The organism is Pseudomonas sp. MF09156, from assembly GCF_059862305.1.
In genome coordinates, this window is the sequence record NZ_JCBCUR010000001.1 from 881,801 (window position 1) to 905,116 (window position 23,316).

Genomic DNA, 23,316 nt, shown 5'->3' on the forward strand with positions numbered 1-23,316 from the left:
CTGCGGCGTGTCCTTAAACCGTAAGAGGCGATCGGCCGCAGCCCACGTTCATTTTTGCTAAGGATTACCCCATGACACGGCGACTGATAGGCGCACTGGCAGTTATCACCACACTCCTGCTCAGCGGCTGCGGCAATGATTATGGCGTTGACCAATACGGCCAGAAAGTCGCGTCCGAGCGCGTCGACAAACAATGGTTGGTGATCAATTACTGGGCCGAATGGTGTGGCCCGTGCCGCATCGAGATCCCCGAACTGAACGCCCTGGCCGAGCAACTCAAGGGCCAGCCGGTCAGCGTGTTCGGCGTCAACTTCGACAATGTGCAGGGCGAAGAGCTCAAGAGTGCCAGCGAGAAGCTGGGCATCAAGTTCACCGTACTGGCGCAGAACCCCGAGGCGATTTTTGATATCCCGCGCAGCGAAGCGTTGCCGGTGACCTACATCATTGATGACAAGGGCAAGGTGCGGGCACAGATGTTGGGCGAGCAGACGGCGGGGGGGGTATTGGCCAAACTCAAGGAGCTGCGCGGCTAAACGGTTGCTCGCTGGCGATTGCGGTATGCCCGGCACACCGCAATCGTCAACGGGTCAGCCTTCTTCCAGCCACAAGCGCAGTGGCTTGCCTTCGGCAGGCCAGAAACGGGTCTGCTCGATGGGCGAGATGTCCCAGCGTTGCACGGTTTGCAGGGCCTTGAAGAAGCGCTGCTCCTGCTCCATCAGGGCTTCGGCACACAGTTTGCGGGTGCTGCCGATCTTGCCAAAGCTGAGTTTGTCACCGTCCAGGCTGTAGGGTGCGAACCAGTGGTTGCAGCCGCCATTGCCATAGGCCCGGCCATCGGCTCCGAGGGTCACGGTCAGGTGGGCGTAGTCCATCAGGGGCCGTTCGCCGATCCATTCGACGATATAGCTGTGATCCTGCTTGAGCTTGACCTCATCGCTGGCGCAGCCGGCAAGGCCTGCGCCCAGCGCTGCGACCATCAGCAGGCTCTTCATGGCGCGGCCTGCTGGCATTTCGGGCAACGGTGCTTGTCGCCGACGGTGGCCCAGCCCAACTCGGCAATGCGCGCAGTGGCGGCCGGTTGCAGCGGTTCCTTGGTCAGTTTGGTTTCTACCGAGAACTCAAACTCCAGCACGGCGTCGCAGCTGTCGCAATTGACCTTCCAGGTGTGAATCTCCAGTTCGCCGAACTTCGGCCCCTGCGCCATGGCCACCCATTGTCCGGCCGGGCGGATGGAGTAGCGCGCATCGCCTTCGACGGTCAGGCGCATCGACAGGGTCTTGCTGCCGCGCAAGGTGACGATCAGCACATCGCCATGCTTGATCGAGCCACCATTGCCGGTGACTTGGTAACGACCCGGCACCAGGGCGCGGCATTCGATCAGGGTGTGTTGTGGGCTCAGCAAACTGAAGCGGAAATCGTGTTCGGCCATGGATCCTCCAAATAGGCGCGGCATCCTATCACGCTCGTCTGTTTACCATGCGCGCGGTATGTGACCGTTGATCATCCGTGCACCAGGTTTTGTGGCTGGTGGTTGGCCCAGGCCTGGATATTGGCCAGGGTGGTCCCGGCAATCGCCGCCAGCGCCTCGCGCGTGAGGAATGCCTGGTGCGCGGTGATGATCACGTTGGGGAAAGTCAGCAGGCGCGCCAGTACATCGTCCTGCAAGGGCAGGTCCGAGCGGTCCTCAAAAAACAGCTGGGCTTCTTCTTCGTACACATCCAGGCCTAGGTAGCCCAATTGCCCGTCCTTGAGCGCCTCGATCAGCGCCGGGGTATCCACCAGGCCACCACGCCCGGTATTGATCAACATCGCCCCCGGCTGCATATGGGCCAGGGATTGCGCATTGATCAGGTGCTTGCTGTCGGCGGTCAGCGGGCAGTGCAGGCTGATGATCTGCGCCTCGGCCAGCAGTTGGGGCAGGCTGACATAGCACGCGCCAAGGGCTTCGACCTGCGGATTGGGATAGGGGTCGTACGCCAGCAAGGTGCAGCCAAAGCCAGCCATGATCTTGGCAAAGGTCGCACCGATCTGCCCGGTGCCCACCACGCCCACGGTCTTGCCCACGAGGTCGAAGCCGGTCAGGCCGTGCAGGCTGAAGTCGCCGTCGCGGGTGCGGTTGTAGGCGCGGTGCAGGCGGCGGTTGAGGGCCAGCACCAGGGCCACGGCATGTTCGGCCACCGCGTGGGGTGAGTACGCCGGTACGCGCACGATGGTCAGGCCCAGGCGCTTGGCGGCGGCCAGGTCTACATGGTTGTAGCCGGCCGAGCGCAGGGCGATCAGCCGCGTGCCGCCGGCGGCCAGGTGTTCGAGCACCGGGGTGCTGAGGTCATCGTTGATAAACGCACAGACCACTTCGTGCTTGTCGGCCAGGGCCACGGTGTCGAGGTTCAGGCGCGCCGGTTGGAATTGCAGCTCCATGCCTGCGGGCAAGGGTTGGGCGAGAAAGCTGTCGCGGTCGTAGGTCTGGCTGCTGAAGAGGATGATGCGCATCAAAAGGCTCCCTGCAAAATAGCGTGTGGTGACACAAATCCTGTAGGCCCCGGCGTACCGGCGCCTACAGGAGATGTTGCCCGTGATTGGCGTTGGGCGTGTTGCTCTGCATCAGGCGTTGACGCGGGCCTCGCTGGCCAGGCGGGCGATGGCCAGGTCCAGCTCATCGAGCGCGGCCATGGCCTTGGCGTCATCCTGCTTGAGCAGGGTTTCGGCGCGTTGGCAGGCTGCACGCAATTGCGGCACGCCGCAGTAGCGGGTGGCGCCGTGCAGGCGGTGGACCCGTTCGATCAGCGCGTTATTGTCGTTGGCTTCGCGGGCAACGCAGACCGCCTCACGGTCGGCCTCCAGGGACGCCAGCAGCATGGCCAGCATATCGGCGGCCAAGTCAGCCTTGCCGGCCGCCAGGCGCAGGCCTTCCTCATGGTCGAGTACCGGCAGTTGCGCGGCGGGGCCGTGGCCTTCGACGGCGCGTTCCGGGCCCTGGTTGCGCAGGGCCAGGCCGGTCCATTTGAGCACCACCTGGGCCAGTTGCCGTTCGCTGATGGGTTTGGTCAGGTAGTCATCCATGCCGCTTTGCAGCAGGGCGCGCTTTTCATTGGCCATGGCATGGGCTGTCAGCGCGACGATAGGCAGCGGCGTGCCGTGGCGCTCGCTTTCCCACTGGCGAATCGCCTCGGTACTCTGGCGCCCGTCCATACCGGGCATCTGCACGTCCATCAGCACCAGGTCGAAGGCTTCTTTTTTCACCGCCTCGATGGCGGTATAGCCGCTTTCCACGGCCTGCACCTTGGCGCCCATGTCTTCGAGCAGGGTTTGTACCAGCAACAGGTTGGCCGGGTTGTCGTCGACACACAGTACCCGTGGCGCGCGGCTGGACAGCGGCTCGCCCGGTTCGCTGCGCAACGGCCGCGGGCTGATCAGGTCGGACAGTGCCCGGCGCAATTTGCGGGTGCAGGCCGGCTTGGCCTGCAACTGACTATTGGGGTTGGGCACCGACAGGTTGAAGAGCATTTGCTCGGTGGTCGGGCACAACACCAGCACTTTGCAGCCCAGGTGTTCGAGGTCCCACAGGTGTTGGTTGAGGCGCTCCGGCGGAATGTCGTTGGCGGTGATGCCCAGTACGGCCAGGTCGATCGCCTGTTCGGTCTGGTGTGCGCTGGTAATGCCGTTGGTCAGGTTCTCCAGGCTGTTGAACGGCGTGACCTCCAGGCCGCAGTCTTCCAACTGGTGTTGCAGGGCCTGGCGCGCCAGTTCGTGATTCTCCAGCACCGCCACGCGCCGGCCCAGCAGCGGCGGGGCGGGCAGGTCTTCGATATCGTCGCGGGTCTTGGGCAGGTTAAGGCTGATCCAGAACTCCGAACCCTGGCCCGGCGTGCTGTCGACGCCGATTTCACCGCCCATCTGCTCGATCAGGCGCTTGGAGATCACCAGGCCCAACCCAGTGCCACCGGGCTGGCGCGACAGCGAGTTATCGGCCTGGCTGAAGGCCTGGAACAGGGCGCGCACATCCTGGTTCGACAGGCCGATGCCGGTGTCCTGCACGCTGATGCGCAGTTGCACGCTGTCTTCCTGTTCGTCTTCGAGCATGGCCCGGGCGACGATGGTGCCTTCGCGGGTGAACTTGATGGCGTTGCTGACCAGGTTGGTGAGGATCTGCTTGAGACGCAGCGGGTCGCCCACCAGCGATAGCGGCGTATCGCGGTAGACCAGGCTCACCAGCTCCAGCTGTTTGGCGTGGGCGGCCGGGGCGAGGATGGTCAGGGTGTCTTGCAGCAGGTCGCGCAGGTTGAACGGGATATTGTCGAGCACCAGCTTGCCGGCTTCGATTTTCGAGAAGTCGAGAATTTCGTTGATGATGCCCAGCAGGTTGTCGGCGGACTTTTCGATGGTGCCCAGGTAATCCAGCTGGCGGGGCGACAGCTCGCTTTTCTGCAACAGATGGGTGAAACCGAGGATGCCATTGAGCGGCGTGCGGATTTCATGGCTCATGTTGGCCAGGAACTCCGACTTGATGCGGCTGGCCTCCAGGGCTTCCTTGCGGGCCAGGTCCAGCTCGATGTTCTGGATCTCGATGGTTTCCAGGTTCTGGCGCACGTCTTCGGTGGCCTGGTCGATGCTGTGTTGCAGTTCTTCCTGGGCATTTTGCAGGGTTTCGGCCATGCGGTTGATGCCGGACGCCAACTGATCCAGCTCCTGGCTGCCCAGGGGCGGCAAGCGGGTTTCCAGGTTGCCATCCTTGAGCTGCGCCACCGCTTGTTTGATCTGGCCGATGGGCGAGTTGATCGTGCGGCTGATGCGCAAGGCCAGGGCGGCGGTGCAGATCAGGCCGATGGCGATCAACATCAGGCTGGCGAACAGGCTGCGATAGCCGCGCAGCAGCATGCCGTTATGGGACAGTTCCAGCTCGACCCAGCCCAGCAGGCGATCGGCTTCGTCGGGGATCAGCTCGCCAGCGAGGTTGCGATGACGGCCGAACACGGGCAGCAGGTAGCGGGTGGCGTCATTGCCGGTGCGTTGCAACAGATGCGAGCTGTTGCCGATGGGCGGTTGGTTGAGCATGGTCGGGCCGGCATGGGCCAGGGGCGTGCGGTCGGGCGCCAGGAAGGACACGGCCCGTACATCGACTTGTTCCAGGGACTGGGTGGCGATGCGTTCCAGCAGATCGGTGTTCTTGTTGCCCAATGCCGGTGCCACCAGCGGCGCCAGCTGTTCGGCGATCATCTCGCCGCGATTGAGCAATTGGGTTTGCAGGTCCGAGAGCTGCATCCAGGTGAAATAACCGCCCAACAGCAATGCCATCAGGCTGGTAGGCAACAAGGTCAGCAACAGTACGCGGCCTTTTATCCCCATTCTTCTTAGCACGCCACTCTCCTGCTACCACACTGATGTCGAGATTCTACGCAGGCATCCGGCCTGCGCCACCTGCGCAGTGTAGCCATATGAGGGGCTTGGAATCTTGCAAAAGATGCTTGAGGGGGCAAGGCGCTGGCATGTCGGGTTGCTGCATCGCGGCGCTGGCGCCAGCAAGGCCCCTTGGCTACTACCGATTACGCTGCTGGCGTTTTTTCCACTGATGACCCACCCACCACCGCCAGTACACCATGGTCAGGCAGTACGCCAGCGCGCCCAATACCAGGCCCATCACCACCGAGCCCAGCAGGAACGGCTGCCACATGGTCGACAGTTGCCCGCTGATCCATTCCCAGGTCAGTTCATCGGGCAGGGTGCGCGGCGGGATGTTCATCAGCCAGGTGCCGGTCATATAGGTGCAGAAAAACACCACGGGCATGGTAATCGGGTTGGTCAGCCACACCAGGCTCACGGCGATGGGCATATTGCCGCGCACGGAGATGGCGAGGACGGCGGCCAACAGCATCTGCAAGGGAATGGGAATGAATGCGGCAAACAGGCCGACAGCCATGGCCCGGGCAACCGAGTGCCGATTGAGGTGCCACAGGTTGGGGTCATGGAGCAGCGTGCCGAGAAAGCGTAAGGACTTGTGTTCCCGAATGCTGGTCGGATCGGGCATGTACCGTTTGAATAAGCGCCGTGGCATAAGGGGTCCAGGTCAGTTCGAGGGGCAAGTATGCCCGTATTCTACGAACGGGAAATTCAGACTTTGTGACAAAAAATCATAGTTCGCCTTGAACCACTCGGCTAACACTCGATGGGTCACTTTAAAGGAATGATCCATGCGCACAGGGATGTTTGCGCTGGCGTTGGGGCTGCTGGCGTTGCGCCTGCTGCCTGCCTTGCCGCCGGTCGGTTGGTTGCTGGTCATGTTGGTGGTGGCGTTGATGCTGCTGCCGTTTCGTACTTATCCGCTGGCGCTTTTCCTGTTGGGCCTGGCGTGGGCCTGTTTCAGCGCGCAACGGGCTCTCGACGACCGGCTCATCCCCGCGCTGGACGGCCAGACCCGTTGGCTCGAGGGGCGCGTCAGTGGGCTACCGCAGCAGGCCAATGGGCTGGTGCGCTTCGAGCTGAGAGACAGCCGGTCACGCCAGGGCCGGCTGCCCCAGCGCATCCGGCTGAGTTGGCAGGGCGGCCCGCCAGTGCGCAGCGGGGAGCGCTGGCGTTTGGCTGTCACTCTCAAACGCCCGTCCGGCCTGCTGAATTTCCATGGTTTCGACCAGGAGGCCTGGCTATTGGCCCAGCGTGTGGGGGCGACCGGGTCGGTCAAGGATGGCCAGCGCCTGGCGCCTGCCCGACATGCCTGGCGCGATGGGATCCGCCAGCAGTTATTAGCGGTGGATGCCCAGGGACGCGCAGCCGGGCTGGCCGCCTTGGTACTGGGCGACGGCTCCGGTTTGGCCTCCGAGGATTGGCGCATCTTGCAGGACACCGGCACCGTGCATCTGTTGGTCATCTCTGGCCAGCATATCGGCCTGTTGTCGGGGCTGATCTATGCGCTGGTGGCCGGCCTGGCCCGTTACGGTTGCTGGCCCAGGCGCTTGCCCTGGCTGCCCTGGGCCTGTGGCCTGGCATTCGCCGCGGCGCTGGCCTATGGCGTGCTCGCCGGTTTTGCCGTGCCGGTGCAGCGGGCCTGTGTGATGGTGGGGCTGGTGTTGCTGTGGCGCCTGCGGTTTCGCCATCTGGGGATCTGGTGGCCCCTGCTGCTGGCACTCAATGCAGTATTGATCCTTGAACCCCTGGCCAGCCTGCAACCGGGTTTCTGGTTGTCATTTGCCGCCGTGGCCGTGTTGCTGCTGGCCTTCAGCGGCCGCCTGGGGCCCTGGCGGGCGTGGCAGGCCTGGAGCCGTGCCCAGTGGCTGATCGCTATCGGGCTGTTTCCGCTGCTATTGATACTCGGCTTGCCGATCAGCTTGAGTGCGCCGCTGGCCAATCTGTTTGCCGTGCCGTGGATCAGCCTGCTGGTGCTGCCGTTGGCGCTGGCGGGCACGTTGTTGCTGGCAGTGCCGTGGCTGGGCAGTGGCCTGCTGTGGTTGGCGGGTGGCGCGCTGGATTGGCTGTTCAGCGCCCTGACCTTGCTGGCCGGGCACATACCGGCGTGGCTGCCGGCCGAGGTGCCCGTGGGCTACTGGTTGCTCAGTGTGCTGGGCGCCGTGCTGTTATTGATGCCCAAGGGCATTCCCTTTCGCCTGCTGGGGTGGCCTTTGTTGCTGCTGGCGGTGTTCCCGCCCCGTGAGTCGATCCCGTTGGGCCAGGTGGCGGTGGAGCAACTGGATGTCGGCCAGGGCTTGTCGATCGTGTTGCGCACCCGCAACCACGTGCTGTTGTATGACGCCGGGCCACGGGTGGGGGACTTCGATCTCGGTGAGCGCGTGGTTCTGCCGGCTCTGCGCAAGCTGGGGGTTGGCCAGCTGGACTTGATGCTGCTCAGCCATGCCGACGCCGATCATGCCGGAGGCGCTGCGGCGATCGCGCGCGGGTTGCCGGTCAAGCGCGTGGTGGGCGGGGAAACCCAGGGCCTGCCGGCATTTCTCGATACCCAGGCCTGTGTCAGCGGTGAGCAATGGGAGTGGGACGGCGTGGCGTTTGAGCTGTGGCAATGGGCGGATGCCAGCAATGGCAACGCGAAGTCGTGCGTGCTGCAGGTCCAGGCCAATGGCGAACGGTTGCTGCTGACCGGCGATATCGACCGCGAGGCCGAGCGCGCCTTGTTGGCCACACCCCTGGCGGTCGCCACGGATTGGTTGCAAGTGCCCCATCATGGCAGCCGCAGTTCTTCGTCATGGCCGTTTGTCCAGCAATTGGCCCCCAAGGCGGTGCTGATCTCTCGGGGGCGCGGCAATAGCTTTGGCCATCCGCACCCGCAAGTGCTGGCACGCTACCAGCATTTTCACAGCGCCATTTATGACAGCGCCGAGCAGGGCGCCGTGCGCCTGCGCCTGGGGGCTTTCGAGGCGCCGGTCATGGCGCGCAGCCAGCGTCGTTTCTGGCGTGCGCCTGTCATTGACAGTTACCAAAGGCCGGTACCTGCGACATGATGGCTGTCGGCAGGCAGGTCCTTCCTCGCCAGCCTGTATGCTAAAGTGGCGCACTTTTTCGAGGGGACATTCACTGTGTGGGAATTGGTCAAATCCGGCGGCTGGATGATGTTGCCGATCATTCTGAGCTCCATCGCCGCACTCGGCATTGTTGCCGAACGCCTGTGGACCCTGCGCGCCAGCCGTGTAACCCCTGATCATCTGCTGGGGCAGGTCTGGCGCTGGATCAAGGACAAGCAACTGGACAAGGAAAAGCTCAAGGAACTGCGGGCCAATTCCCCCCTGGGCGAGATCCTCGCCGCTGGCCTGGCCAACTCCAAGCACGGTCGCGAGATCATGAAGGAGTGCATTGAAGAAGCCGCCGCCCGGGTGATCCACGAGCTGGAGCGCTATATCAATGCCCTGGGCACCATCGCCGCAATGGCGCCGTTGCTCGGCCTGCTCGGCACGGTGCTGGGCATGATCGATATCTTCAGTGCCTTTACCGGTTCGGGCATGACCACCAACGCCTCGGTATTGGCCGGGGGCATTTCCAAGGCCTTGATCACCACGGCGGCGGGCCTGATGGTGGGTATCCCGGCGGTGTTTTTCCACCGTTTCCTGCAACGGCGCATTGATGAACTGGTGGTGGGCATGGAGCAGGAAGCGATCAAGCTGGTGGAAGTGGTCCAGGGCGACCGCGATGTCGACCTGGTCGAGGGCAAAGCGTGAAATTTCGCCGCAAGCCCCGGGAAACCGTCGATATCAACCTGGCCTCGTTGATCGATGTGGTGTTTATCCTGCTGCTGTTTTTTGTCGTCACCACCACCTTTACCCGGGAAACCCAACTGCGGGTCGAGCTACCGGAAGCCGTCAGCGGCTCGCCGGCTGAAGACCAGCAGCTCAAGCAACTGGAGATCACCATCAGCGCCGAAGGGGTGTTTTCGGTGAACAACCAGTTGCTTGAGAAAAACGACGTGGCCAGCGTGATGGATGCGCTGCAGAAGGAGTCCGGCGGTGATACACAAATGCCGCTGTCCATTAGCGCCGATGGCAAGACCCCACACCAGGCCGTGATCACCGCGATGGATGCTGCCGGCAAGCTCGGTTTCAGCCATTTGCGCATGACCACCGTCGAGGCGGCGGGGCAGCCCTGATGGCCTTGTCCGATCGTTTGCTCAAGGCCTGGTACGACGGCCATCCGGCGCTCAAGCTCCTGCAACCTCTGGAGGCGCTCTATCGCCTTGTGGTCAAGCGCAAGCGCGAACGGTTCCTGGCGGGCGAGGGCACGATCTATCAATCGCCGGTGCCCATCGTGGTGGTTGGCAATATCACCGTAGGCGGCACGGGCAAGACGCCGTTGATCCTGTGGTTGATCGAGCATTGCCAGCGCAGTGGCCTGCGGGTCGGCGTGGTCAGCCGTGGCTACGGGGCCAAGCCTGCGCAGTTGCCATGGCGGGTGCAGGCTAGCGACAGCGCTCAAGTGGCCGGCGACGAGCCGTTGTTGATCGTGCAGCGCAGCGGCGTCCCGCTGATGATCGACCCCGATCGCAGCCGTGCGGTGCAAGCCCTGCTGGCCAGCCAGCCCCTGGACCTGATCCTCTCCGACGATGGCCTGCAGCATTACCGTCTGGCCCGTGACCTGGAACTGGTGCTGATCGACAACGCCCGTGGCCTGGGCAATCGCCGCTGCCTGCCTGCCGGGCCGTTGCGCGAGCCGGTCGAGCGCCTGCACAGCGTCGATGCCCTGCTCTATAACGGCGCCGGGGCTGATCGCGAGGACGGCTTTGCTTTCCGTCTGCTGCCGACCACGCTGGTCAACCTGCTGACCGGCGAGCGCCGGCCGCTGGACCATTTTCCCGTGGGGCAGCAGGTGCATGCGGTCGCCGGTATCGGCAACCCGCAACGTTTCTTCAATACCCTTGAAACGCTACACTGGCGGCCGATACCCCATGCGTTTGCCGACCATGCGCCCTACAGCGCCGAGGTCCTGAATTTTACGCCGTCACTGCCGCTGGTCATGACTGAAAAGGACGCGGTGAAGTGCCGCGCCTTTGCCCAGGCACACTGGTGGTACCTTGCAGTTGATGCGGCACCGTCACCGGCGTTTATCGCCTGGTTTGACACGCAACTGATGCGTCTGCTGCCCGCTCGACTTTTGCCTTAAAACGCTTTTATCCAGGAAACCCCCATGGACACCAAACTGCTCGATATCCTCGCTTGCCCGATCTGCAAAGGCCCGCTCAAGCTCAGCGCCGACAAGACCGAGCTGATCAGCAAAGGCGCTGGCCTGGCATACCCGATCCGCGATGGCATCCCGGTGATGCTGGAAAGCGAAGCCCGCACCTTGACCACCGACGAGCGCCTGGATAAATGACCACTGCCTTCACTGTTGTCATCCCCGCGCGCTATGCCTCTACCCGCCTGCCCGGCAAGCCGCTGCAGATGATCGGCGCCAAGCCGATGATCCAGCTGGTCTGGGAGCAGGCCTGCAAAAGCAGCGCCCAGCGCGTGGTGGTGGCCACTGACGACCTGCGGATCATCGAGGCCTGCAAGGGGTTTGGCGCCGAAGCAGTGCTGACCCGTGAAGACCACAACTCCGGCACCGACCGCCTGGCCGAAGTCGCCACGCACCTGGGCCTGGCGCCGGACGCCATCGTGGTCAACGTGCAGGGTGACGAACCGCTGATCCCGCCGTGTGTCATCGACCAGGTCGCCGCCAACCTGGCCGCCCATGCCGAAGCGCGCATGGCGACCCTGGCCGAACCTATCGAAGACATCCAGACCCTGCTCAACCCGAACGTGGTCAAGGTGGTCAGCGACATCAATGGCCTGGCCCTGACCTTCAGCCGTTCGACCCTGCCCTGGGCGCGCGATGAGTTCGCCAAGCAGCGTGACGTATTACCGGCTGGCGTACCTTATCGTCGCCATATCGGCATTTACGCCTACCGCGCGGGCTTCCTGCATGACTTCGTCAGCTGGGGCCCGTGCTGGCTGGAAAACACCGAGGCACTGGAACAACTGCGAGCCCTGTGGCACGGCGTGCGCATTCATGTCGATGATGCGCTGCAAGCCCCGCCAGCCGGCGTCGATACGCAGGAAGACCTTGAGCGCGTGCGTCGGTTGCTGGGGGCGTGATGGAAGTCCTGTTTGTCTGCCTGGGCAATATCTGCCGCTCGCCCACCGCCGAAGGCGTGCTGCGCCACAAACTGCGGGCCGCCGGGCTGGCGGACCGGGTCGAGGTGGCCTCTGCCGGTACCGGTGAATGGCATATCGGCAAGGCGCCGGACAAGCGCAGCCAGCAAGCAGCGCTGCGCCGTGGCTACGACTTGTCGGCCCAGCGTGCGCAGCAAGTGTCGCGTGCCGACTTTGCGCGCTACGACCTGATCCTGGCCATGGACCAGAGTAACCTGCGCAATCTCAAGGCTATGCAGCCGGCCCAAGGCAAGGCGGAGCTGGATCTGTTCCTGCGCCGCTACGACTCGGCGGTGGATGAAGTGCCGGATCCGTATTACGACGGCGAACAGGGTTTCGAGCAGGTCCTGGACCTGATCGAGGCCGCGTGCGACTTGCTGGTGATCGAGTTGAAGGGGCGGTTATGAGTCTGGATGTGCAGCCCCAGGTTTCCCTGAAGGCCTTCAACAGTTTTGGCATCGATGTGCGTGCGCAGTTGTTCGCCGAGGCCCATAGCGACGCCGATGTGCGCGAGGCCCTGGCCTATGCGGCCGCGCAACAGTTGCCATTGCTGGTGATCGGTGGCGGCAGCAACCTGCTGCTGACCCAGGATATCCCGGCGCTGGTATTGCGCATGGCGACCCAGGGTATCCGCGTCCTGCACGAGGACGCCCAGCAGGTTGTGGTGGAAGCCGAGGCGGGTGAGGCCTGGCATCCTTTTGTGCTGTGGACCCTTGAGCAAGGGTTCTCTGGCCTGGAAAACCTCAGCCTGATCCCCGGCACTGTCGGCGCCGCGCCGATGCAGAACATCGGCGCCTACGGTGTCGAGATCAAGGATGTGTTCGCCGGCCTGACCGCCCTCGACCGCCAGAGCGGCGAGTTGCGCGATTTCAGCCTGGCAGAGTGCAACTTCGCCTATCGCGACAGCCTGTTCAAACACGAAGTGGGGCGCTGGTTGATCCTGCGGGTGCGCTTTGCCTTGAGCCGCGTCGCGCACCTGAAGCTCGGCTATGGCCCGGTGCAGCAGCGCCTGGCCGAGCAGGGCATTACCCAGGCGACCCCCAGCGATGTCAGTCGGGCCATTTGCAGCATTCGCAGTGAAAAACTGCCCGACCCTGCGGTCCTGGGCAACGCTGGCAGTTTCTTCAAGAACCCCTTGGTGCCCCAGGTGCTGGCGGCGCAATTAAAGCTGCAATATCCCGATCTGGTGGCTTATCCCCAGGCTGATGGCCAAGTGAAACTGGCGGCTGGCTGGTTGATTGAAAAGGCCGGCTGGAAAGGCTTTCGCGACGGTGATGCCGGCGTGCATCGCTTGCAGGCGCTGGTGCTGGTCAATTATGGCGCGGCCACCGGGCTGGATATTGCCAGCTTGGCCCAGCGCATCCAGAGCGATATCGCCGAGCGCTTCAAGGTCGAGTTGGAAATGGAGCCCAATCGTTATTGAGCTACGCTTCTAGCCTGTTGAACCAAGCCCTGCATTGCAGGGCTTTTTTGTTAATGCTGGGTTAACTTAGCAGGCTAACGATGCCTGTTTATTGTTCGATAGACGCTGTTTATCAAAGGCCCGGTGAAGACCTGTCTTCACAAGAGAGCCCGATTAGCCTGAGCCATCTGTGTGAACCGACTCCGCTCCTTTGAAAGCGGCAGATAGCTCGACCCCATAATCCAATCACTATGCGGGCGTGCCCATGATTACTCTCAAACTCAACGGTCAAGATCATCCGCTGGATGTCACCGAGGACATGCCCCTGCTGTGGGCGATCCGCGACGTGGCGGGTTACAACGGCACCAAGTTCGGTTGCGGCATGGGCCTGTGCGGTGCCTGCACCATTCATATCGACGGCTCGCCGGCGCGCAGTTGCATCACGCCCATCGGCTCGGTCAAAGGGCAGAACGTCAGCACTATCGACAACCTGCATAACGACCCGATTGGCCAGGTGGTGCAGCAGGCGTGGCTGGACACCGCAGTGGCGCAATGCGGTTACTGCCAGGGCGGGCAGATCATGTCGGCCACGGCCTTGCTCAAAACCAACCCCAACCCCAGCGATGCGCAGATTGAAGAGGCGATGGTCGGCAATATCTGCCGTTGCGGCACCTATAACCGCATCAAGACGGCGATCCGCCAGGCCGCGACCCACTTGCAGGAGGCCAAGGCATGAGCCAGTTGCCGAGCAATTTCGCCCTGAACAACCTCAGTCGCCGTGGGTTCCTCAAGGGGGTCGGCGCCACCGGTGCGCTGGTGGTGGCTGCCAGTTGGGGCTTGCCCCAGGCCTTTGCCGCCGAGGCCAAGCAATACGGCGGGGCCGCGATGCCCCATGGGGTGGTGGATGATCCCAAGGTCTATGTCAGCATCGCCACCGACGGCACCGTCACCGTGATTTGCAACCGCTCGGAAATGGGCCAGGGCGTGCGCACCAGCCTGACCATGGTGGTGGCCGATGAACTGGAGGCCGATTGGGCGCTGGTGAAGGTTGCGCAGGCACCGGGCGATGAAGCGCGTTTTGGCAACCAGGATACCGACGGTTCGCGCAGCATGCGCCATTGGTTCGAGCCGATGCGCCGGTGCGGCGCCGCCGTGCGAACCATGCTGGAACAGGCCGCTGCCGAGCAGTGGCAAGTCCCGCTGGGCGAATGCCGGGCGCAGTTGCATAAAGTGATTCACCAGCCCAGCGGCCGCGAACTGGGCTATGGCGCCCTGGCCGCAGCCGCCGGTGCGCTGGCGGTGCCGGCGCGCGACAGCCTGCGGCTCAAGCAACCCTCGGAATTTCGCTATATCGGCAAGGAAGCCACCAAGGCCATCGACGGTGCCGATATCGTCAACGGCCGGGCGGTGTACGGCGCCGATGTGCATTTTGACGGCATGCTGTTCGCGACCATTGCGCGGCCCAAGGTGTATGGCGGCAAGGTCAAGTCGTTCGATGCCAGCGCGGCGTTGAAAGTCCCGGGGGTGATCAAGGTCCTGCAAATCGAAAGCCGGCCCTTGCCCTCCGAGTTCCAGCCATTGGGCGGCGTGGCGGTGGTGGCCAGCAACACCTGGGCGGCGATCAAGGGGCGCGAAGCGTTGCAGATTGTCTGGGAGGACGGCACCAATGCCGGCTACAACTCCATCGATTATCGCAAGACCCTGGAAGCGGCGGCCCTCAAGCCCGGCAAAGTGGTGCGCAATACCGGCAGCATCGACCAGGCCCTGAGCGATGCCGACAGCACCCTCGAAGCCGCGTATTACTTGCCACACCTGGCGCAGTCGCCGATGGAACCGATGGTTGCCGTGGCCCGCTATCAAGACGGGCAATGCGAGGCCTGGGCCCCGAGCCAGGCGCCACAGGTCACCCGCGAACGGGTGGCCGAGCGCCTTGGCCTGCCGTTCGATAACGTCACGATCCACGTCACCCTGTTGGGCGGCGGTTTCGGGCGCAAGTCGAAACCGGACTTCATCATCGAAGCTGCGGTGCTGGCCAAGGAGTTTCCCGGCAAGGCTGTGCGCGTGCAGTGGACCCGTGAAGACGATATCCATAACTCCTACTTCCATACCGTCTCCGCCGAGTACCTCAAGGCCGGCCTGAACAAGGACGGCATGCCTGCCGCCTGGCTGCACCGCACCGTGGCACCCAGCATCACCGCGTTGTTTGCGCCAGGCATGAACCACGAGGCGGCGTTCGAGCTGGGCATGGGTTTTACCAACATGGCCTATGCCATTCCCAATGTGCGCCTGGAAAACCCCGAGGCTGCTGCCCACACCCGCGTGGGCTGGTACCGTTCGGTGTCGAACATCCCCCACGGGTTTGCCATTCAGAGTTTTGTCGATGAACTGGCGCACAAGGCTGGCCAGGATCCGCTGAAATATCAACTCAAGCTGCTGGGCCCGGATCGTCAGATCGATCCGCGAACCTTGAGCGAAGAATGGAACTACGGCGAGTCCCCCGAGCGTTATCCGATTGATACCGCGCGCATGCGTGGCGTGCTGGAAACCGCGGCCAAGGCTGCCGGCTGGGGCCGTGCGCTGCCCAAGGGGCGTGGCCTGGGGCTGGCGGTGCACTACAGCTTCGTGACCTATGTGGCGGCGGTGATCGAGGTCGAGGTCAAGGATGATGGCACACTGATTGTGCGCAAGGCCGACATCGCCGTGGATTGCGGCCCGCAGATCAACCCGGAGCGCATCCGCTCGCAGTTCGAGGGCGCGTGCGTCATGGGCTTGGGCAATGCGGTCCTGGGGGAAATCAGCTTTAAGGATGGCAAGGTCCAGCAGGACAACTTCCATATGTATGAAGTGGCGCGCATGTCCCTGGCGCCCCGGGAAATCGCCATACATTTGGTCACCCCAACAGGTGAGGTGCCCTTGGGCGGCGTCGGTGAACCGGGTGTGCCGCCGATTGCGCCGGCGCTGTGCAATGCGATATTTGCCGCCACCGGCAAGCGTATCCGCAACTTGCCCGTGCGTTATCAGCTACAGGGCTGGCAGCAGGAGGCGAAGGCCTGATGGACAGCGTGGATCTGAATGTCCTGCGCAGCGTGCTCGAATGGCGCCGCGCCGGGCAGCGGGTGGTGCTGTACAGCGTGGTCCAGACCTGGGGCAGCGCGCCACGGCCGCCGGGGGCGATGCTGGCCCTGCGCGGCGACGGGGTGGTGATTGGCTCGGTGTCCGGTGGCTGCATCGAGGATGATCTGATCGCCCGGCTGCATGATGGCCGCTTGCCTGATGACGGGCCGCCGGTGCAACTGGTGACCTATGGCGTCACCCGCGATGAAGCGGCGCGCTTTGGCCTGCCATGCGGCGGCACCTTGCGCCTGACGGAGGAGCGGGTGGGTGATCCTGCGTGGGTCGCCGAGTTGCTGGCGCGTTGTGAGGCTCATGAAATAGTGGCCCGGGAGTTGGACTTGGCGACGGGCACCGTGCGTTTGAGCGCGGCGAGCAAGTACGACATTGTCAGTTTTGACGGTGGACGCTTGCGGGCTATCTATGGCCCGCGCTGGCGCCTGTTGTTGATCGGTGCAGGCCAGTTGTCGCGCTATGTGGCGGAAATCGCGCGGCTGTTGGATTTTGAAGTACTGATCTGCGACCCACGCACGGAGTTCGTGCATGGCTGGGAAGAACAACACGGGCGCTTTGTGCCGGGAATGCCCGATGAGGCGGTGCTCAATATCCAGACGGACGAGCGCACGGCCATTGTGGCCCTGACCCACGATCCGCGCCTGGATGATATGGCGCTGTTGACCGCGCTCAATTCCCGGGCGTTCTACATCGGTGCCCTGGGGTCACGGGCCAATAGCCGTAAGCGTCGCGAGAACCTGGCCGTGCTGGGGCTGGGAGCCGAGGCGATTGCGCGGCTGCATGGTCCGATCGGTCTTGATATTGGCAGTCATACGCCGGCAGAGATTGCCTTGTCGTTGATGGCGCACATCGTCGCGATCAAGAACGGCGTAGAGCTGTTGCAAGCGAAACCCGTGCGGGAGGCGGTCAGTTGACGAGCGCCATCACCGCCATTGTCCTGGCGGCGGGGCAGGGCAGTCGGTTCCGCGCGTTAAGCGGTCAGGACAAACTGCTGGCGCCTTGTGTGGGGCGTGATGGGGTGACGCGGCCGGTCTTGGAGCAGGTGCTGGTCAATTTGCCCGCCAGTGTCACCCGGCGTTGGGTGGTCACATCGCCGGAGCGCAGCGAGGTTGTACGCCTGGCGCGCCATTATGGGTGCGAAGTGCTGCTCCTGGATTCGGCGGGCATGGGCGACAGTATTGCGGCAGCGGTGGCCGCCAGTGGCCCCGCGACGGGTTGGCTGGTGGTGTTGGGGGATATGCCGTTTATCCAGGCGGCGAGTATTGAGCGGGTGATAGAGCGGGTGGAGGGGGTCAGTGTGCCGGTGCATGCTGGCCGGCAAGGCCATCCTGTTGCGTTTGGCCAGGCACTGGGGCCGGTGTTGATGGGGTTGACCGGGGATTGTGGGGCCAAGGCGCTGTTTGCCCAGGCTGAGGTGCGGGAAGTGCGGGTGGATGATCCTGGGGTGTTATGGGATGTGGATGTGCCGCAATCACTGGAATTCAGGTAGGGGCTGGAAGAGCTGCTCGGGGTGTCAGGTATTTATCCGTCATCGTTAACGACCATCGCAGGCAAGCCAGCTCCCACGTGTCGCATAAAAAAGCCCCGCCTGAGTGATCAGGCGGGGCTTTTTAGTTGCCGTTGGAATCAGGCGAGGGGTTTAGGCTCGTGCTCTTCTTCCAGGGCTTTGGGGTTGTGCTCTACCACTTCTTCAACGGAACGCAGGTTCTCGTCGATGGTTGGGGCAGTGTGCTCAACTTCTGCTTCGATGGCCGGTGCTTGCGCAACCGCTTCGACTACGGCCGGGGCCGCTGCCGCTGCTTCTTCGGCTTCTTTCTGCAGACGCTCGGCTTCACGCTTGCGACGACGCACTTCACGTGGGTCGTTAGGCGCACGGCCGTTTTCGGTGAGGGCGCTGGCAGGGGCTTCAACCATTGGGGCGGCCACTTCGGCAACCACTGGGGTTTCCACGACCACCGGAGCAGGCTCGGCAATCACAACCGGTTCTGCAACCACCGCAGGTTCGGCGATAACCACTTCAGCAGCCGGTGCTGGAGCTTCTTCTACCGGTGCCGGGGCAGGGGCTTCGGTGACGACGGCTGGCTCGGCAGTCCACTGGAAGGCGGTCTGTTCTTCGCGAACTTCACGCACTTGCGGGGTTGCTTCAGCGGCTGGCGCTTCAACAACTGCTTCAACCACAGGCTGTGGCTCAACCACGATTGCGGGTGCAGCCACGACTTCGGCTTCAGGCTGGGCTTCACGAACCGGTGCAACTTCCACTTCTACAGCCGCTGGTGCTTCAACCACGGTGGTGGCTTCGACAACCGGTGCTTCAACTGCGGCAGTTTCCTGCACGGCAGCGGTGGCACGTTCGGCCTGCTGGTTGGCTTCGGCTTCGGCAGGTGCGCTGATGACCGAGCTGGCAACCGCAGCGGTAACGGCCAGGCCAGCAGCCAGTTCGGTGCTGGTGGGTTCGTTGTTGGCGTTGTCTTCGCTGGCTTCGCCGGTCTCTTCCGAGCCTTCGATCACATTGCCGTTGGCGTCACGTTGACGCTCACGACGGTTGCTGCGGCGACGCTGGCCACGGGAGCGGCGGCGTGGACGATCGCCTTCGGCGTTGTCCTGGCCATCTTCCTGTGGCTGTTCGTCATTGTTCAGCAGTTCTTCTTCGCTGGCTGCGGCAGCCTGCTCGGCACGTGGTTGACGCTCTTCACGCGGAGGGCGTGGGGCGCGCTCTTCACGGGGTTGGCGGGCCGGGCGTTCTTCAGTCGCGACATCAGTTGCTACGGCGGCAACAGCTGGGGCAGCGTCCAACGGTTCACGCAGTTCACGTACACGTTCTTCACGCTCGCCACGTGGCTTGCGATCTTCACGTGGGGCGCGAGGGGCACGCGGTGCGCGTTCTTCACGTGGCGCACGCTCTTCGCGCGGAGCACGTTCTTCACGGGCTACGGCTGGGGTTTCTTCACGGGCTTCGCGCGGCTGGCGCTCTTCACGGGGTGCGCGCTCTTCACGCGGTGCACGTTCTTCGCGAGGCTTGCGCTCTTCGTCGCGGCGACCGTTGCGGTTACGGCTCTGCTGGCGACCGTTGCGACGCTCTTCGTTGCGTGCAGGGCGTTCAGCGGCTGGCTTCTCGACCACGGCAGGAGCTACCGGCTCTTCCTTGGTGGCGAACAGGCTGACCAGCGACTTCACCAGGCCCTTGAACAGGCTTGGCTCCGGCAGGACGGCAGGCGCGGCCACCGGGGCAGCGGCTTCAGTCGGCACCGGTGCGTTGGCACGGGCCGGCGCGGTCTTGACGGCGGCTTCCTGGCGAACCAGGGTGCGGGTCGCGGCGGCTGGCTGGACTTCTTCGACTTCGGCAGCGGCAGCGGCGATTTCGTAGCTGGACTGGCCGCTGTGGGCTTCCGGGCTGTCGTCACGCAGGCGCTGGACTTCGAAGTGCGGCGTCTCGAGGTGATCGTTCGGCAGGATGACGATACGGGCACGGGTGCGCAGTTCGATCTTGGTGATCGAGTTGCGTTTTTCGTTGAGCAGGAAGGCTGCAACCGGGATCGGCACTTGCGCGCGGACTTCGGCGGTGCGGTCTTTCAGGGCTTCTTCTTCGATCAGGCGCAGGATCGCCAGGGACAGCGATTCAACGTCACGGATGATGCCGGTGCCGTTGCAACGCGGGCAGACGATGCCGCTGCTTTCGCCCAGGGATGGACGCAGGCGCTGACGGGACATTTCCAGCAGGCCGAAGCGCGAGATGCGGCCAACTTGTACGCGGGCACGGTCGGCTTCCAGGCATTCGCGGACTTTTTCTTCCACGGCGCGCTGGTTCTTGGCTGGGGTCATGTCGATGAAGTCGATCACGATCAGGCCGCCGATATCACGCAGGCGCAGTTGGCGAGCGATTTCTTCGGCTGCTTCCAGGTTGGTCTGCAGGGCGGTTTCTTCGATGTCGCTGCCTTTGGTGGCGCGCGCCGAGTTGATGTCGATGGACACCAGGGCTTCGGTCGGATCGATCACGATGGAGCCGCCGGAAGGCAGTTCGACAACGCGCTGGAAGGCAGTTTCGATCTGGCTTTCGATCTGGAAACGGTTGAACAGCGGCACGCTGTCTTCGTACAGCTTGATCTTGCTGGCGTACTGCGGCATCACCTGGCGGATGAAGGTCAGGGCTTCGTCCTGGGCTTCAACGCTGTCGATCAGTACTTCGCCGATGTCCTGGCGCAGGTAGTCGCGGATGGCGCGGATGATCACGTTGCTTTCCTGATAGATCAGGAATGGCGCGGAGCGGTCCAGGGACGCTTCTTTAATAGCGGTCCACAGTTGCAGCAGGTAATCGAGGTCCCACTGCATTTCTTCGCTGCTGCGGCCAAGGCCGGCAGTGCGCACGATCAGGCCCATGTCGGCCGGGGCGATCAGGCCGTTCAGCGCTTCACGCAGTTCGTTGCGCTCTTCGCCTTCGATGCGACGGGAGATGCCGCCAGCACGCGGGTTGTTCGGCATCAGGACCAGGTAACGGCCAGCCAGGCTGATAAAGGTGGTCAGGGCTGCGCCCTTGTTGCCACGTTCTTCTTTTTCGACCTGGACGATGACTTCCTGGCCTTCGCTCAGGACGTCCTTGATGTTCACGCGGCCTTCAGGGGCTTTCTTGAAGTACTCGCGGGAGATTTCTTTGAGGGGCAGGAAGCCATGGCGCTCAGAGCCAAAATCGACAAAGGCAGCCTCAAGGCTTGGCTCGATACGAGTAATCCGGCCTTTATAGATGTTGGCCTTCTTCTGCTCGCGTGCACCGGACTCGATGTCCAGGTCGTAGAGGCGTTGGCCATCTACCAGTGCAACACGCAACTCTTCGGGTTGAGTTGCGTTAATCAGCATTCTTTTCATGTTGTACCGTCGGTTTCCGGGCTGCCGGAAACGGCGTTCGGCACACACGACTTCTCACGGTCGGTGTCAGGTGCGTCAAGAGTGGTTGGCCACTCCAGTGTCCAGCAATACTGGCCAATTGGGCTGGTATCGCGACTTACGCGTCCTGCTTGCTGTGGTGACTTAATAAGCACTCAGTCAGGAGGAGGAATCAACCGGCGACTGTGGACGAGATGAAGCGTCTAAATATAAGCCTAGTGCTACACAGTCCGACGGTTGTGCATCTCCACCCTACACGTATCCCTGATAATTCGGGTGCTGCCGCGCGCAGAATCCGCAGCGGGTTGGCATTTACCGTGTTCTCCAATGGGGAGTTCACGCTCATGGCTAATAACAGGCGTTGTTTCCGAAGCATTCGCCGTGGTCTGGTACAAGACTGACTGCACTTTGTGAACTGGCCGTAAATATCGGCGCAAGAGGCGAGTAATCACTCTGCTTCCTGCACTCGCTTCAGGCCTCATGTCACCTGCGCTTGTTACAATCTTGAGCCTTCCAGTATGGCAAGAGCCCCGTAGGACGGCCTCGCGTCCTGATGAATTGCGATGGTCAGGGGCGGCAGTTTGCCGCGAGTCCTCTGTCCAGGCCGCTTTTGGCGGCGTTCGCGACTATAGCAGCAATGATTAAGTGCTTCAATTCCATAAAAAATTGTTATCATTCCCGACATGACGACTACCACCCCCCCGACCCCCAGCGTCCAGCTGCTTGAGGTCTCGCCGGAATATGCCGGCCAACGCATCGACAATTTTCTTCTGGCCAGGCTCAAGGGCGTGCCCAAGACCTTGATTTATCGCATCTTGCGCAAAGGCGAAGTGCGGGTGAACAAGGGCCGGATCAAGCCTGAGTACAAGCTGCAGGCGGGCGATATCGTCCGCGTGCCGCCTGTTCGCGTGCCTGAGCGCGACGAGCCCGTGCCGCTGGCCCAGGGCCTGTTGCAGCGCCTTGAGGCGTCGATTGTCTTCGAAGACAACAAGCTGATCGTGATCAACAAGCCGTGCGGCATTGCGGTGCACGGCGGCAGCGGCCTGAATTTCGGGGTGATCGAAGCCTTTCGTCAGTTGCGTCCGGATGCCAAGGAGCTGGAGCTGGTCCATCGCCTGGATCGCGACACCTCCGGCCTGTTGATGATCGCCAAGAAGCGCAGCATGTTGCGCCACCTGCATACCGCCCTGCGCGGCGATGGCGTGGACAAGCGTTATATGGCGCTGGTACGCGGCAATTGGGCGTCCTCGATCAAGAGCGTGCGGGCGCCGTTGCAGAAGAGCAACCTGCGCTCCGGCGAGCGCATGGTCGAGGTGGACGAGGAGGGCAAGGAGGCGCTGACCCTGTTCAAGGTGCTGCGGCGCTTCGGTGATTTCGCGACCATGGTCGAGGCCAAGCCGGTGACCGGGCGCACCCACCAGATCCGCGTGCATACCTTGCATGCGGGCCACTGCATTGCTGGCGATACCAAGTACGGCGACGAAGGGTTCTCCAAGGAGATTCGTGACCTTGGCGGCAAGCGCCTGTTCCTGCATGCCTACATGCTGACGGTGCCGTTGCCCGATGGTGGCGAATTGAAGTTGCAGGCGCCTGTGGACGAGATGTGGGCCAAGACTGTGGAGCGCCTGAGTGTCGCGCCCTGACTACAAGCTGCTGATCTTTGACTGGGATGGCACCCTGTGCGATTCCATTGGTCGGATTGTCGAGTCCATGCACATGGCCTCGACCCGTTCCGGCTTCGAGCTGTGCAGTGACCTGGCGGTCAAGGGCATCATCGGCCTGGGCTTGCCCGAAGCCATTCGCACCTTGTATCCGCAGATCGCTGACAGTGAGCTGGTGGCGTTTCGCGAGCATTACGCCGATCACTACATTGCCCTGGAAGCCGAGCCGTCACCCTTGTTTGAAGGGGTAGTGCAGTCCCTGGCGGCATTCCGTGAGCAGGGCTATCACCTGGCGGTGGCTACCGGCAAGGCCCGGCGCGGCCTGGATCGGGTGCTCAAGGCCAATGGCTGGGAAGATTATTTTGATATCACCCGCGCCGCCGATGAAACCGCAAGCAAGCCTCACCCATTGATGTTGGAGCAGATCATGGCCCATTGCGGCGTGTCTGCCCGTGAGTCTTTGATGGTGGGCGATGCTTCGTTCGACCTGCTGATGGCGCGCAATGCCGGCATGGACAGCGTTGCTGTCAGCTATGGCGCACAGTCCCCCGAAGCCTTGCAGGCTTACGAGCCGCGACTGACGATTGACCGGTTTTCGCAATTGCACGCCTGGCTCAACCAGGCCCGTTAAGTTTTT

21 protein-coding genes are annotated in these 23,316 nt (G+C 62.9%); 15 read left to right on the forward strand and 6 right to left on the reverse strand.

Annotated elements, in window-relative coordinates:
• Positions 1–71 precede the first annotated feature (71 nt).
• A complete protein-coding gene (locus AC19YY_RS04220) occupies positions 72–533 on the forward strand; it encodes a TlpA disulfide reductase family protein (RefSeq protein WP_500603886.1) in 462 nt (153 codons plus the stop codon).
• A 54-nt stretch (positions 534–587) separates the two neighbouring features.
• Here the strand turns inward: AC19YY_RS04220 and AC19YY_RS04225 are convergent, their stop codons facing one another.
• The 5 genes from AC19YY_RS04225 to AC19YY_RS04245 all read right to left on the reverse strand — a co-directional run bounded on the left by AC19YY_RS04225 (position 588) and on the right by AC19YY_RS04245 (position 6,049).
• The gene (locus AC19YY_RS04225; protein ID WP_169955194.1) at positions 588–992 is read right to left on the reverse strand and encodes an META domain-containing protein; all 405 of its coding nucleotides are present in this window, start codon (positions 990–992) and stop codon (positions 588–590) included.
• On the reverse strand, positions 989–1,429 hold the full coding sequence (locus tag AC19YY_RS04230; RefSeq protein WP_169955195.1) for a hypothetical protein: 441 nt from the start codon (positions 1,427–1,429) through the stop codon (positions 989–991). Before AC19YY_RS04230 ends, AC19YY_RS04225 begins: the two co-directional genes overlap by 4 nt.
• Positions 1,430–1,500: 71 nt before the next feature.
• Entirely contained in the window at positions 1,501–2,490 is a 990-nt protein-coding gene (locus tag AC19YY_RS04235; protein ID WP_492633602.1) for a 2-hydroxyacid dehydrogenase, read from the reverse strand.
• A gap of 111 nt (positions 2,491–2,601) precedes the next feature.
• Complete coding sequence (locus tag AC19YY_RS04240; protein ID WP_169955197.1) at positions 2,602–5,355, reverse strand: response regulator; 2,754 nt, start codon at positions 5,353–5,355, stop codon at positions 2,602–2,604.
• Positions 5,356–5,533: 178 nt separating this feature from the next.
• On the reverse strand, positions 5,534–6,049 hold the full coding sequence (locus AC19YY_RS04245) for a DUF2062 domain-containing protein (RefSeq protein ID WP_169955198.1): 516 nt from the start codon (positions 6,047–6,049) through the stop codon (positions 5,534–5,536).
• Positions 6,050–6,185: 136 nt separating this feature from the next.
• Here AC19YY_RS04245 and AC19YY_RS04250 point away from each other — a divergent pair, with 136 nt between their 5' ends.
• From AC19YY_RS04250 to AC19YY_RS04305, 12 genes are all read left to right on the forward strand, one after another.
• Complete coding sequence (locus AC19YY_RS04250; RefSeq protein WP_500603887.1) at positions 6,186–8,441, forward strand: DNA internalization-related competence protein ComEC/Rec2; 2,256 nt, start codon at positions 6,186–6,188, stop codon at positions 8,439–8,441.
• A gap of 75 nt (positions 8,442–8,516) precedes the next feature.
• Entirely contained in the window at positions 8,517–9,152 is a 636-nt protein-coding gene (gene pocA / locus AC19YY_RS04255; RefSeq protein ID WP_029299724.1) for a flagellar polar localization protein PocA, read from the forward strand.
• Entirely contained in the window at positions 9,149–9,577 is a 429-nt protein-coding gene (gene pocB / locus AC19YY_RS04260; RefSeq protein WP_029299722.1) for a flagellar polar localization protein PocB, read from the forward strand. The genes pocA and pocB overlap by 4 nt, the downstream gene beginning before the upstream one ends.
• Positions 9,577–10,587: a tetraacyldisaccharide 4'-kinase gene (lpxK, locus tag AC19YY_RS04265; protein WP_500603888.1), complete on the forward strand. Its 1,011-nt coding sequence runs from the start codon at positions 9,577–9,579 to the stop codon at positions 10,585–10,587. The genes pocB and lpxK overlap by 1 nt, the downstream gene beginning before the upstream one ends.
• 24 nt (positions 10,588–10,611) lie before the next feature.
• Positions 10,612–10,797 (forward strand): Trm112 family protein, encoded by a 186-nt coding sequence (locus tag AC19YY_RS04270; RefSeq protein ID WP_003174668.1) that lies wholly within the window; start codon positions 10,612–10,614, stop codon positions 10,795–10,797.
• Positions 10,794–11,558, forward strand: coding sequence for a 3-deoxy-manno-octulosonate cytidylyltransferase (gene kdsB / locus AC19YY_RS04275; protein WP_169955201.1), 765 nt, complete (start codon positions 10,794–10,796; stop codon positions 11,556–11,558). The genes AC19YY_RS04270 and kdsB overlap by 4 nt, the downstream gene beginning before the upstream one ends.
• Positions 11,558–12,022 (forward strand): low molecular weight protein-tyrosine-phosphatase, encoded by a 465-nt coding sequence (locus AC19YY_RS04280; protein ID WP_154842658.1) that lies wholly within the window; start codon positions 11,558–11,560, stop codon positions 12,020–12,022. The genes kdsB and AC19YY_RS04280 overlap by 1 nt, the downstream gene beginning before the upstream one ends.
• Positions 12,019–13,038, forward strand: a complete 1,020-nt coding sequence (gene murB / locus AC19YY_RS04285) for a UDP-N-acetylmuramate dehydrogenase (RefSeq protein WP_172312909.1) — start codon at positions 12,019–12,021, stop codon at positions 13,036–13,038. Before AC19YY_RS04280 ends, murB begins: the two co-directional genes overlap by 4 nt.
• Before the next feature lie 244 nt (positions 13,039–13,282).
• Complete coding sequence (locus tag AC19YY_RS04290; protein ID WP_076964157.1) at positions 13,283–13,753, forward strand: (2Fe-2S)-binding protein; 471 nt, start codon at positions 13,283–13,285, stop codon at positions 13,751–13,753.
• Positions 13,750–16,071 (forward strand): xanthine dehydrogenase family protein molybdopterin-binding subunit, encoded by a 2,322-nt coding sequence (locus AC19YY_RS04295; RefSeq protein ID WP_172312907.1) that lies wholly within the window; start codon positions 13,750–13,752, stop codon positions 16,069–16,071. The genes AC19YY_RS04290 and AC19YY_RS04295 overlap by 4 nt, the downstream gene beginning before the upstream one ends.
• Positions 16,071–17,057: an XdhC family protein gene (locus tag AC19YY_RS04300; protein WP_172312905.1), complete on the forward strand. Its 987-nt coding sequence runs from the start codon at positions 16,071–16,073 to the stop codon at positions 17,055–17,057. Before AC19YY_RS04295 ends, AC19YY_RS04300 begins: the two co-directional genes overlap by 1 nt.
• Positions 17,054–17,632 carry a nucleotidyltransferase family protein gene (locus AC19YY_RS04305; protein WP_432754499.1) on the forward strand — a complete coding sequence of 193 codons (579 nt, stop codon included), beginning with the start codon at positions 17,054–17,056 and terminating at the stop codon, positions 17,630–17,632. Before AC19YY_RS04300 ends, AC19YY_RS04305 begins: the two co-directional genes overlap by 4 nt.
• Before the next feature lie 137 nt (positions 17,633–17,769).
• Here AC19YY_RS04305 and rne read toward each other — a convergent pair whose 3' ends face one another.
• Positions 17,770–21,000, reverse strand: coding sequence for a ribonuclease E (gene rne / locus AC19YY_RS04310; protein ID WP_432754498.1), 3,231 nt, complete (start codon positions 20,998–21,000; stop codon positions 17,770–17,772).
• Between the two features lie 701 nt (positions 21,001–21,701).
• On the opposite strand from rne, the gene rluC reads away from it, so the two are divergent.
• Positions 21,702–22,661 carry a 23S rRNA pseudouridine(955/2504/2580) synthase RluC gene (rluC, locus tag AC19YY_RS04315; protein WP_005790558.1) on the forward strand — a complete coding sequence of 320 codons (960 nt, stop codon included), beginning with the start codon at positions 21,702–21,704 and terminating at the stop codon, positions 22,659–22,661.
• Positions 22,648–23,310 carry an HAD-IA family hydrolase gene (locus tag AC19YY_RS04320; protein ID WP_170043759.1) on the forward strand — a complete coding sequence of 221 codons (663 nt, stop codon included), beginning with the start codon at positions 22,648–22,650 and terminating at the stop codon, positions 23,308–23,310. The genes rluC and AC19YY_RS04320 overlap by 14 nt, the downstream gene beginning before the upstream one ends.
• The last annotated feature ends 6 nt before the right edge of the window (positions 23,311–23,316 follow it).